Source organism: Paenibacillus sp. JGP012 (assembly GCF_014203995.1).
GTDB classification, from domain to species: domain Bacteria; phylum Bacillota; class Bacilli; order Paenibacillales; family Paenibacillaceae; genus Paenibacillus; species Paenibacillus silvae.
This window is the reverse complement of record NZ_JACHKG010000019.1, coordinates 53942-66453: the sequence shown is the minus strand read 5'-3', so window position 1 is coordinate 66453 and position 12512 is coordinate 53942. Positions and strand designations below refer to the sequence as shown.

The window sequence follows — 12512 nt, the reverse complement described above, 5'->3', positions numbered from 1 at the left end:
TGCTTGTGCAGTATAAAATCCATGTCAGATTTTGCGAACGAGAAACGTTACCTCGCCAAGCTTTAACATAATTTTACAAAAAAGAGCTTGTACATTTTCAAATTTATGGTATAAATTAGATGTGAAAATAAACATATATTTCAATTTATAAATTTTATATCCATTTAGGAGGTACACATTTGAGAACGATCTTCGCTTTAAGCTGCGGTTTCTATCTGTTAATCGGCATAACCAGCGTAGTTCTGGGTGCACTTCTGCCTGTTTTACTGCCACATTACGAGCGCGGCTACAGTGACGGAGGATTTTTGCTGTTTTTGCAGTTTCTCGGCTTTCTTGTCGGTGTTCTGCTGTCTCCCTCCATGACTGCCAAAATGGGTCGCAAATGGATGCTCACGCTGGCATTGATCTGCATCGTGGCAGCTTATCTTCTGCTTGGCTGGTTGCCATCATGGGAGATCGTGCTGCTGTTAACCGTTATCGTAGGCTTTGGCTCAGGGATTATCGAACCTTCCGTAGGAGCCTTCACGATTGAATTTACAGAGAACCAGAAAGCCGTCGCCATGTCCAAGCTCGATGTGTTCTTCGCACTGGGTGCACTTCTTATTCCCGCCGCTGCGGCCTTGTTTATTTGGCTGGAACAGTGGCACCTCACCTTCTTTACCGTTGCGATTCTGGCTTTGATGCTCATGCTGCTGTGGGTAAGCATGCCGCGTTCTGCCGCACAATATCTGGAACAAGCCGGAGAGAATACGTCTGACCAACGAACAGAAAAGAAATCCCGTTATTCCAAAAAACAGCTGGGGCTGCTCACCATCTTTGTTGTGTTTTTCTTTGTGTATATGGGGCTTGAGCTTGGGCTGATGAATTTCCTGCCCTCCATTCTTGTGGAGCGTCTGGATCTGTCGGAATCCATCGCTTCGCTAAGTGTTTCTATTCTGTGGATCGCGATGATTGTGGGCCGTCTCTTCTCCGGTAAAATTGCTGAAGCCGTGCAATATATGCCGTTCCTGATCTGGAGCACGGTCGGAACCTTACTGTTTACCATGTCCATGGTTTTTGTATCTGGTCAATGGGTCACATACGTGCTGATTTTTGGTACAGGTCTGTTTATGTCCGGGCTATTCTGTATTGCGCTGGTCTATGCCAACGTACTGATCCCTGGTATGACGGAAAGAACGACCAGCATTCTAATCGCTTCCGGCGGCATCGGTGGTGCAGTCTTGCAATATCTAACCGGGTGGAGCATGAGTGCATGGCCTGTCGTTGGCACCATCTGGATTTTGACAGGATTCTGCGTTCTTTTATTACTGACCCTCCTGCTTTCCCATCTCTGGAACACTCGACAGGATATGCTCGGCTCAACCTTCACACAGCAAACCAAGGAAATATAAATTCCAGCGCATCACAAAATACATTCACTTGAAGCCTTGAAAGGGGTGATGCAGCCCATCCGGAAAAAATTCGTATAGTTTAACCCAGCTTGTACACCAAAATATTGGAGGAAATTGCATGCAGACTTTAACCAATAACCGCTTTATCGTCGGAAACGGGATTAAGTTGATTGACGATTCAGGTGTGGAATACCTTGACGGCGTCTCGGGCACGTTTAATCTGTCACTGGGTTATAATCACCCGCATGTAGTCCGTAAAATTCAGGAACAGGTCGGCAATCTTACGCATATGTCCTCCTCCTTCACCGAACCTTATGTCAATGAGGTGCTGGATCACTTGATCGAATACGCTCCTAACGATATCAATACCGGATGGATGCGGGATATTACCGGGTCCACAGCCAATGAATGCGCAACGAAAATAGCTCAAAAGTATACTGGCTCAACGGATATTATCAGCCTGTATCTCTCTCACCACGGACAGACCCAATTTGCAACAGGCATCTCAGGTAATGCCTTCAGACGTAAACGTTTCCCCAACTCTTCTGCCGCCAATGCGGTTCATGTACCCGCCCCGTATTGTTACCGTTGTCCGTTCAAAAGCGAGAGCAGAGAATGTGGCTATCAATGTGTTGAAGCGATATCAGATGCGATAGATTACGCAAGTTCAGGCTCCGTTGCCTGCATGATCATTGAACCGATCCTCGGAAATGGCGGCAACATCATGCCTCCGCTCGGATATTTCCAACGTCTTCGCAAGTTATGTGATGAGAACAACATGCTGCTGATTGCCGATGAAGTCCAGACCGGGATCGGTCGGACAGGCACCATGTTTGCCAGCGAGCTGTTTGATATTCGTCCCGACATGATTACCCTTGCCAAAGGTTTGGGCGGCATCGGAGTACCCGTGGCTGCTGTGCTGATGCAATCCCGGTTGAACGTGCTGGAGAAGCACGAGCACTCCTTCACCTCGGGAAGCAATCTCATTTCGGTTACTGCAGCCAAATCCACGCTGGAAGTTGTATCTGAACCCGGTTTCCTGGATGCAGTGAAACGCAAAGGCATGTTACTCGGAGGATTGCTGCAAGAGCTTGCACAGAAATACCCGAGCATTGGTGAAGCCCGCGGTGTCGGGCTGATGTGGGGGCTGGAAATTGTCGGTGATCAGAACGAACCGGATACGCCAAAGACCAATGCCATTATTGACCGCGCTTTTACAGACCAGCACCTGATCCTGCGCAGTTCACGCTATGGCTTTGGTAACGTTGTTAAAGTCCGGCCGTCCCTGACCACAACGGAAGACGAGCTGGTAGAGATTGTTGACCGGTTGGACAAGGTTCTGGCAAGCGTGCATTAAACATTTTTATCATATTGAACACATCAGTAGAACCGAGCAATTATTAATTATTAGGAGGTCTGATCATGCTTGCATTAGTATATAAATCTGCATGGGAAGTTGCGCTGGAGGAACGGCCTGTTCCCGAAATCACCAGAGATAACCAGGTGCTTGTTCGCATCAAAGCAACCGGTGTATGTGGTACTGATCTGGGCATTGTGAGCGGAAAATATCATGCAGCCCCTTCCGTCATTCTGGGCCATGAATCCGCAGGTGAAGTAATCACTGTCGGTTCTGCCGTTACCAACCTGCAGCCAGGAGATCGCGTCGTCATTGATCCTACGTATTATTGTGGTCAATGCGAGATGTGCAGAACAGGCAGACAGAACCACTGCACGCATAAATCCGTTACAGAAACGGGCGTAAGTGCAGATGGGACGTTTACGGATTATTACGTGACGGAAGATCGTTTTTTATACAAATTAAAAGACCATGTAAGTTATGAAGAAGCTACGTTAACCGAGCCGCTGAGCTGTATGCTGACAGGCATCAACCAGATTCATCTGTTACCGAATTTCCGAACCATTATTCTCGGGGCCGGGCCGATTGGCATTTTGTACAGCTATGCGCTTGCTTCCAAAGGGGTAACCGGTAGTCTTGTCGATATCTCGGAAGAACGTCTTGCCATTGCAGGCTCCATAGCACCAGACCGCTGGCAGGTTCATTCCTCCTTCGAACAGGCGATTGCAGACATCGCTCCCTCAACCGGGCAAGTGGATATGATTGTGGATACAACTGGCGTTGTAGGCACCCAGGTGTTATCCCAGCTCGCGAGCGGCGGCTATTTGATGCTGGTTGGTTTGCGAGATGGAACGACCTCCTTTAATCCGAAGGAAGTGGTGGACCGCAGTCTGAAAATCATCGGCTCCATCGATTCACTTGGAACATTTGCAACAGCACATTACATGATCGAACAGCAGATTATACCTGCCAAAAAAATTATTACACATTCATTCCCTCTGGAAGATTATGAAGAAGCGTTCCGCACACTTGGATGTGATATACAAGGGCGCACGCTGCAGGCTTCTTCCAGCGCCATCAAGGTTGTGCTGCAATCGAATTAACCTCCCCATCCTCTGACTTAAGGCTGGAATGCTGAATTAAAAGCAGATACACTAGAATTATAGGATACAGGTGAACATCATTCAGAAGGAGGAAGCAGCATGACAGCAAACCATGAGAGTGGACGTCAGCGGGATAACTTGATCAATGAGGATGGACATGAGCCCATTCAGGCGGTCATTTTTGATATGGATGGCGTATTGATTGACAGTGAACCGATCTATTTCGAGATTGAGCGGAGTTCATTTGATTATTTCGGTGCAGACGTTACCGTTCAGGAGCATCATTCATTTGTCGGGGTAACGCTTGAATCCATGTGGGAGCAAGTCATTGACAAATATCAGGTCAAGGCACCGCTGGAAGAAATTGTTGCATATCATCAGCACAATGTGATGGAGAAGATGCTTGCTCACGCTGAACTTGTTGCCATGCCTGGCGTGGAACGATGGGTAAAATGGCTGCATGAGCAGCGCATTCCCATTGCTGTAGCTTCCTCATCCCCGCGCGCGCTGATTGATCTGATTATGGACAAAACAGGATTGGCGCCGTACTTTGAAATACGCATGACGGGTGAAGAGGTTGAGCATGGCAAACCGGCTCCGGATATTTTTCTTGCGGCAGCCGAACAGATCGGTATATCGCCGGCGCGGTGTATTGTTATAGAAGATTCACGTAACGGCGTTCAGGCTGCAAAAAGTGCGGGCATGCGCTGTATCGGCTATCTTAATCCAGGCTCAGGAAATCAGAATCTGTCCCGCGCCGATCTGCAAGTTTCCAGTTATGATGAGTTGTGGACTATGAAGGATACGCTGCCTTTTGAGAGCCCTGCGCCGAACTTATCCAGCTCACTTTAATTGCCGGACCAGATCGGAACATGTATTTAACCAATTAAACCAACCTCATCGGTGACAAAACAAACCCTGAACAGCCCCAATTCTTGTGAATTGAAGCTGGACGGGGTTTTTGCTTGCTGCATATTTAATAACAACCGAAACGCTTGCATGGTACTGCAATCTGAGCCTGGTTATACGGAAATATCCAAGCTTCCACCCAGATTGGGGTGAGGAGCGGGCACTGATTTTAACATCTCCGCCATCTGCTCACCTTGCTGCTGGGCCATATCTTTGGCCATTGACATGACTTGAAGACTCGCCGTCTGTGCCACCGAAGCCTGGCTCATTCCCATTGACAGTGCTGCAATATCCAATGTAATCCTCTCCTTTCCTTCTTATCGCATACAGTCGTACTTAATATATATCGGTTAGAAGGAAGCCTTTGTTTAAAGCCCGATCAAAATATCCTCCCTTCCAGGATTGAAAATTTCAACAAAAGAACAACCCAAACAGCTGTTGCACTGAAAACAGTGCTGGTTTGGGTTGTTACATACATTAATAACTTTTCGATGTTATCAAATCAAGTTCGTTGATGTGCACTTCCGGGTTCATTACCACTTGTTGAATCATAGCAATAAAGTGTTTTTGAATCTGTTCAACCGTGGTGATATCATACACCTTGGCATTGTACTTTAATATGATTTTCATTTGCTCCTGGGGTTTAACAATCAAAGTAAAATCAAAACTATTGTGTTCCGTTCCCCCGACATTCGTAATTTCAAGCGGATTTTCACCTTTTCGGCCTCAATTGTATTTTGAATTGTTCCGCGGCACTTTGCATCATGGGAGAATGATATGGACCGGATACCTGCAGGTAAGCATGTTTTATTCCCATAAATTCGGCTCTTTTTAACACCTTCTGTATGGCTTGGCGATGGCCGGAAATAACAAACTGCTGATCCGTGTTTATACAAGCAACACAGACAGGATGTTCACTTTTGTAGAGACTTCTTCGCATATTTTTTGAAGCGTATGGATCGGAAGGTTTGAAAAGTCTCTTCCCATCCCGATGATCTGAGAGCCCTGTCCAGGAAACAAAAGAGCAACATTACTCATGCGGCATCCTCCATGTATTCAATTTAATTTTTCTTCAAGTCAAATAAATACCAATAAATACCTTGTTTTCAAAATTTATATTAAACTTTCATGGTAAGATATGCAATACACATAGACATAAAAAAAATAGACATCTCCAAAGCGGAGATGCCTGTTTCTTCTTGATTCTGGACAAGTCAGATCAAGCCATACTTTACAAAGCTATGATACAATCCGTCTTCTTCCACAGAGGCTGTGATGTCGTCAGCGATGGCTTTCAGACCCGGTTTGGCGTTGCCCATTGCAATACCTACCGCACAGAATTCCAGCATCTCGGCATCATTCATGCCATCACCAATCGCCAGTGTATCTTCCCAGGACATGCCCAGATGCTCCAGCAGGTCGGCAATCGCAATGGCTTTGTGAATACCCGGGATCATCAGCTCCCCGCTGCCCTCGCCAAAGACAGGTACCGTACACTGAATGACTTCAAACTTGCCCTCAAACTCCTGCTTGATCCGCTCAAACGGAATGATAGGACTTTCCAGAAAACATACCTTGTTGACGTCATCCTTATACAGATCGGCTTCACCATATGTTAACCCGGCAATGAACGGATGTGGCTTCGTTTCTTTTTTCTCCCGTGCAGCCGGATCATTCTCGACATCACCATAGATTCGGCGCTCCAGATGAGCTTGAAGATTACTGCTGGCATACAGGGCCGAGTTGGATTCAAGATAGAAATCAATGCCGTGTTCATTGAAGAAATCGACCATATGCCGCACATCTTCAGCTGTTACTTTTTTGTGATATAAAATGTCAGAGCCGTATTCTACATACCCTCCGCCTGCACCAATTAATCCATCAAAACCAATCTCCCAGATTGAATCATAAATTTCGGCCTTGGAGCGCCCCGTGCACAAATACAGCAGATGTCCGTTCTTGCGCGCTTGTTTACACGCTTCTTGTGCAGACACAGGAATGCTGCCGTCATCATCGACCAAAGTTCCATCAATATCAATAAATACAATTTTTCGTGTTATGCTGTTCATCTGTGTTTTCCCCCAATTGCATTCTCTATGTTCGTTGATCAACCATTTTCCTCCTGATCTTGAAGATTCGGAAACCATTTTACCGCCTTTGTGTGAGCCAGTTTTTCAATCAGACTTGTATACATTCATACATCTCTCCGATCTAAAAATGGATGGGTTTATCCATATGCACGATTTGCCATTCATTTTCTTCTTCCGCAATAAACGCAAATCCTTGACGTTCCCAGAAATCCACTGCTCCAGGCAGAAAACGATGGGTATGCAGATATAACGTTGTATATCGCATTCGGGTTACAATTTGCTCCAATTCTTGTACTAGCAGTGAACCGATGCCATGCCTGCGGTAGGCAGGATCAACGTAACATTTTACAATCTCAGCTGCGGTAGAAGCCGAGTAACGGCCTTCAATAGCCTGAATACGTCCGTCATATGGCATAATGCCGATGGAACCGACAATGCCTGCTTCGCCCAACCGGGCAACAAGAAAAATGGCATCGTTACGATCCAGATAATGTTCTGTAAACTGTTGAAAATCTTTAGGTAATACGCTCGGATCTATCATGGAAAAAACCTCACTACGCACACGCATAGCAAAATCAATTGCTTCCTGTATCTCATGGGATTGAACAGGTTTTACTTCCGGTTTTAGCTGTTGTTCTGTCAACATATCACATTCCTTATTTTTGTTATGAGATGCTTCTCCTCATTTTAACGAATTCTAGCAAACCTATCAATGAACTGACACCAGGCAACCCTATGAATCTACCTGTACTCCCGACCAATTTGGAAGAAAGCCCGCGCACTTTGATAGACTCCGCATACGATAAGGCGTATCATCATCCAAATCTGAAAGGGGTAAACCAACCATGTGGTTATCGTTTGGCATCACAGCAGTTATCCTTTTGATCTCCATCTGGTTCACCCTTCGATATGCAGATCAGAAAGCTGCAAGTAAGTTCCATCCTCATGCTCCTCACCAGCTGCTGCTCAAGTTCAAGGAAGGTACAACCGCCGATCAGATGCACACCCTTCATCGGAAGAACAAATGCAAAGTGGCCGAAACCTATGAAGATCTGGGGTGGTACCGGATCGAATCTCGCAAAAAAATGCATCGTATGCTCAAACAATACAAGGAGCATGCTCTCATTGAACATGCGCATCCCAACTATCTCGTTGAAGCCTCATTTATACCGAATGATCCATTCTTTCCTTACCAGTACAATCTGAACAAGATCAACGCTCCAGCCGCATGGGATATCACTCAAAGCAGCAGCTCGATTAAAATCGCCATCATTGATACAGGCGTGCAATTAAATCATCCTGAGCTGGCCAGCAAGCTCCTGCCCGGCTACGATTATGTCGATTACGATAACATCCCTGAGGACGGAAACGGTCATGGTACACATGTTGCTGGCATCGCTGCTTCCATAACCAACAATGGCGTTGGCATCGCGGGTACAGCACCGCTTGCTTCCATCGTGCCGATTCGAGTGCTGGATAACAACGGCCAAGGTACCATTGGCAACGTGGGCAACGGGCTAGTGTTTGCAGCCAACAACGGAGTTCAAGTCGTGAATCTCAGCCTGGGCGGACCAGCGGGAGATGCGTTCCTTCAAGCTGCTGTTCAGTATGCATGGGATCGCGGAGCCGTGATTATTGCGGCGGCAGGCAATGATAACACATCATACCCCATCGTTCCTGCTTCATATCCTAACGTCATTGCGGTTGCTTCCACCAATTCGTATGACCTGAAATCCAACTTTTCCAATTATGGCTCCTGGGTCGATATGGCTGCACCGGGGGATGCGATCCTCTCCACGTATCTGGGCAACTCATATGCCTATCTTAGCGGAACGTCCATGGCAGCTCCGCAAGTTGCGGGTGCAGCAGCACTGCTCGCTGCAAGGGGGAAAAACAATGCCCAGATTCGAGATGCATTATGCTTCGCCTCAGATCCGATCTCGGGTTCCGGCATCTATTGGACCTATGGAAGACTCAATGCATATCAGAGTCTACAGGTACCCTGAACTCCATCCGCTCAAGCAGATGAACGAATGGTGTCTCTCTGGCAGCAGCACACAAATAAATGAAAAACCATGGAGCTTCTATATCAATAAATGACGCTCCATAGTTCTATTAGATAACTTTTTTAGTTTTACGGTTTTGCTGCCCAAATTTCAATTTCTACCGAACAAAGAACATCCCGTCATAACGAGAATGTTCTTTGTCTACTTTCAGGCATAAACGCCTTAATCAGAAATATTGTGCACCATTGCTTGCGATAACTTCTTTGTACCAATGAAAGCTTTTCTTTCTCACACGACGAAGCGTTCCGCTGCCATCATTATTTCTGTCTACATAGATGTAGCCATAACGTTTTTTCATCTCTCCCGTGCCTGCGCTAACCAGATCGATTGGTCCCCAGCTGGTGTAACCGATCAGCTCAACACCGTCCTGAATCGCCTCCGCCATCTCGGCAAAGTGGCTGTTCAGATAGGCAATGCGATAGTCATCTTCAACCGTATCATCGTCCAGCAATACATCGGTTGCACCGAGGCCATTTTCTACAATAAATAGCGGTTTCCCATATCGGTCATGTAGCTGGTTGCATGTGATGCGAAGCCCTTTGGGATCTATGGTCCAGCCCCATTCCGATGCTTCAAGATACGGATTCTTCACTGAACCAAACACATTCCCCTCCGTAGAGTTCTTCAGCACTTCAGGATCAGCACTTGTGCAGCGGCTTGCGTAGTAGCTGAAACCGATATAATCGACCGTATGCTGCTTCAAAATGTCGGCATCTTCCGGCTGCATATCAATGTGGATATGATTTTCTCTGAAAAACCGCTTCGTGTATCCCGGGTATTCCCCCTTGGACTGTACGTCGATGAAAAAGAAGGATTCGCGATCCTTGTCCATCGCCTTCCATACATCTTCCGGATGTGAGCTATACGGATAGACCATACCCGCTGCCAGCATACATCCAATCTGCGCGCTCGGAATGATCTCGTGACAAGCTTTAACCGCCAGCGCACTTGCAACCAACTCGTGGTGAGCCGCTTGATACAAAACCTGTTCCTTGTCTTCACCTTCATCAAGCACGATTCCTGCGCCGATATAAGGCAGATGCAGCAGCATATTAATCTCGTTAAATGTCATCCAGTATTTCACTTTATCTTTGTAGCGATTAAACAGTGTTTTAGCATAGGTTTCAAAAAAGCTGACCATCTTGCGATTTTTCCATCCGCCATAGTTCTTCACCAGACTTACAGGTACATCAAAGTGGCAGATCGTTACGACGGGTTCAATGTTATGCTTCAGCAGCTCGTCAAAAACGTCATCATAGAACTGAAGTCCCGCTTCATTCGGCTCGGCATCATCGCCATTCGGAAAAATCCGTGCCCAGGCTACCGAAAGCCTGAGGCACTTGAATCCCATTTCAGCAAATAACGCAATATCTTCCTTATACCGATGATAAAAATCAATCGCTTCATGTGAAGGATAAAACTCTCCTTCTTTGGGTTCAAATGAATCCAGGTTACCCAGTGCAATCGGAAAACGATTCGCACCAATCGGAATCAGGTCAACCGTTGTTAACCCTTTTCCTCCTTCAAGATAAGCACCCTCCAATTGATTGGCGGCCGTTGCTCCTCCCCAGAGGAAGTTCTCCGGGAAGGTCTTTAGTTGTTCAAACATTGAGGTATACCTCCTATATTCGCCATAGTTATCTTTACGATCGATTAGTCAGATACTATGCATTCCGATTAGCTCAGTACAGTCAGCAGCTTATCCTGCTCGTTCACACTTGCCGTTTTGGTAGCGACAACATCCAGATAATTAGGAGTATTGGCTACAATAATTGGAGTAATTGTCTCATAACCTGCATCTTTAATCGCTTGAAGGTCAAACTCCATAATCAGATCACCTGCATTAACACGGTCGCCATCCTTCACATGTGCATTGAAATGCTGGCCTTTCAATTGAACTGTATCCTGACCAATATGAATCAACATCTCAACACCATCATCCGATACAAGACCGATTGCATGTTTCGTACGATACACCGTTTGCACAACACCTGTGATTGGAGATACAACTCTGCCGCTGACAGGACGAATCGCAATACCTTTACCCATATGCTCTCCTGCAAATGTAACGTCATTAATTTCTTTCAGTTCAACCACTTCACCCGCCATTGGGCTTACAATTTCAAAACGGTTGTTCGGGTTCGGATCAAGAACAGGTGCCGGCGCAGCCGTTTTTTCAACAGGATCTTTGAAGCCAACAACATATGTCAGGATGAAACCAAGAATGAATGCGATAATTGTAGCTGCAACTGTCCAGAAGAATACGGAATTCATTCCTTCTGTAGGACTCACATAGCTTGGATAACCGAAGATTCCAAGACCACCGATGATGTAACCTTTCGTTCCTACTAAACCAAGAATCCCCCCACCAATACCACCAGCGATACAACTCATAATAAATGGTTTTTTGAGCGGTAATGTCACACCGTAAATCGCTGGCTCAGTGACACCGAAGATACCGGAAATGAATGCAGGTGCACCGAGTGTTTTCAGCTTTTGGCTTTTCGTTTTCAGCATAACTGCAAGTACTGCACCGATCTGAGCAAAGGAAGCTGCAAAAGAAAGTGCCAGAATCGAATCATAGCCAAGGGTCGCAAGGTTAACGAATACCAATGGCACGAGTCCCCAGTGGAGTCCGAACAAGACGAATACTTGCCACAAACCACCGATTACAAGACCTGTAAGTAACGGACTCAGTCCGTAAATGGAAGATGTGAATGCTCCTAATAATTGACCCGCCCATGTCGCAATTGGTCCAATAACCAGAAATGTAAGGGGTACAATAACAAGCAATGTACAGAATGGAACCAGGAAATTGCTGACTACTTTAGGCATAACCTTTTTGAAGAAACGTTCAATTTTGACCGCGAAGAACGTTGCTATAATAATCGGAATAACGGATGAAGCATAATCCATCAAAATGACCGGTATACCTAGAAACTCAATCCGAATCGGTGATTCAAACAAAGTTCCTGCAAACAAAGTATACATCGGTTCCCCACCGCGAATTCCCGCAAGTGTCGGGTAAACTAAAGAAGCACCAATCGCCATCCCCAGGAATGGACTTCCACCAAATTTTTTAATGGCTGTGTACCCAAGGAAGATTGGGAAGAAGTAAAATAAACAATCTCCAATGGCGTTTAATAAGGCATACGTGCCAGCTTCTTTACTAATCCAGCCCAGGGACACGAACATTGCCGTGAAACCTTTAATCATGCCCGTCGCTGCAAGCAATCCAAGAACTGGGGTAAATACGCCGGAGATCATATCTACAAAGCGGTTAAACAAATTGCCTTTGGGACCTGCATCCGCATCATTCTCATCTACTTGACCTTCAGCAGACAAGTTACCTGCTTTAACCACTGCTTTATATACATCAGGCACTTCATTGCCGATAACGACCTGATATTGCCCGCCACTCTGCATTACCGTAATGACTCCCGGCAGATTTTTAAGTTCTTCCGTTTTGGCTACGCTTTCATCTTTCAGTTTAAACCGCAGTCTTGTCACACAATGAAATACACTGTTTACGTTCTTCGGGCCACCAACCCGTGACAGAATGTCTTTTGCCAATTGATCGTAGTTGCTCATTGTCA

The 12512-nt window shown here is 46.1% G+C and carries 12 protein-coding genes; 5 read left to right on the top strand and 7 right to left on the bottom strand.

Features of this window, described 5'->3' with window-relative positions; translation table 11 throughout:
• Positions 1–179 precede the first annotated feature (179 nt).
• The 4 genes from HNR77_RS20605 to HNR77_RS20590 all read left to right on the top strand — a co-directional run bounded on the left by HNR77_RS20605 (position 180) and on the right by HNR77_RS20590 (position 4703).
• Positions 180–1391, top strand: coding sequence for an MFS transporter (locus HNR77_RS20605; protein ID WP_184188499.1), 1212 nt, complete (start codon positions 180–182; stop codon positions 1389–1391).
• A gap of 118 nt (positions 1392–1509) precedes the next feature.
• Entirely contained in the window at positions 1510–2748 is a 1239-nt protein-coding gene (locus HNR77_RS20600; protein WP_184188496.1) for an aspartate aminotransferase family protein, read from the top strand.
• 65 nt (positions 2749–2813) lie between these two features.
• Positions 2814–3851, top strand: a complete 1038-nt coding sequence (locus HNR77_RS20595) for a zinc-dependent alcohol dehydrogenase (RefSeq protein ID WP_184188478.1) — start codon at positions 2814–2816, stop codon at positions 3849–3851.
• Between the two features lie 99 nt (positions 3852–3950).
• The gene (locus HNR77_RS20590) at positions 3951–4703 is read left to right on the top strand and encodes an HAD family hydrolase (RefSeq protein ID WP_184188475.1); all 753 of its coding nucleotides are present in this window, start codon (positions 3951–3953) and stop codon (positions 4701–4703) included.
• 170 nt (positions 4704–4873) lie between these two features.
• Here the strand turns inward: HNR77_RS20590 and HNR77_RS20585 are convergent, their stop codons facing one another.
• The 5 genes from HNR77_RS20585 to HNR77_RS20565 all read right to left on the bottom strand — a co-directional run bounded on the left by HNR77_RS20585 (position 4874) and on the right by HNR77_RS20565 (position 7496).
• Complete coding sequence (locus tag HNR77_RS20585; protein ID WP_145401356.1) at positions 4874–5056, bottom strand: YjfB family protein; 183 nt, start codon at positions 5054–5056, stop codon at positions 4874–4876.
• Between the two features lie 181 nt (positions 5057–5237).
• Positions 5238–5459, bottom strand: coding sequence for a condensation domain-containing protein (locus tag HNR77_RS20580; protein ID WP_184188654.1), 222 nt, complete (start codon positions 5457–5459; stop codon positions 5238–5240).
• Between the two features lie 189 nt (positions 5460–5648).
• A complete protein-coding gene (locus tag HNR77_RS20575; RefSeq protein WP_184188472.1) occupies positions 5649–5798 on the bottom strand; it encodes a hypothetical protein in 150 nt (49 codons plus the stop codon).
• A gap of 176 nt (positions 5799–5974) precedes the next feature.
• The gene (locus HNR77_RS20570; RefSeq protein ID WP_184188651.1) at positions 5975–6829 is read right to left on the bottom strand and encodes a Cof-type HAD-IIB family hydrolase; all 855 of its coding nucleotides are present in this window, start codon (positions 6827–6829) and stop codon (positions 5975–5977) included.
• 142 nt (positions 6830–6971) lie between these two features.
• Positions 6972–7496, bottom strand: a complete 525-nt coding sequence (locus tag HNR77_RS20565) for a GNAT family N-acetyltransferase (protein WP_260410732.1) — start codon at positions 7494–7496, stop codon at positions 6972–6974.
• A gap of 199 nt (positions 7497–7695) precedes the next feature.
• Here HNR77_RS20565 and HNR77_RS20560 point away from each other — a divergent pair, with 199 nt between their 5' ends.
• Positions 7696–8856, top strand: a complete 1161-nt coding sequence (locus HNR77_RS20560) for a S8 family peptidase (protein WP_184188466.1) — start codon at positions 7696–7698, stop codon at positions 8854–8856.
• A gap of 226 nt (positions 8857–9082) precedes the next feature.
• Here the strand turns inward: HNR77_RS20560 and HNR77_RS20555 are convergent, their stop codons facing one another.
• On the bottom strand, positions 9083–10525 hold the full coding sequence (locus tag HNR77_RS20555) for a 6-phospho-beta-glucosidase (protein ID WP_184188437.1): 1443 nt from the start codon (positions 10523–10525) through the stop codon (positions 9083–9085).
• 68 nt (positions 10526–10593) lie between these two features.
• The gene (locus HNR77_RS20550) at positions 10594–12507 is read right to left on the bottom strand and encodes a beta-glucoside-specific PTS transporter subunit IIABC (protein ID WP_184188435.1); all 1914 of its coding nucleotides are present in this window, start codon (positions 12505–12507) and stop codon (positions 10594–10596) included.
• Positions 12508–12512: the final 5 nt, after the last annotated feature.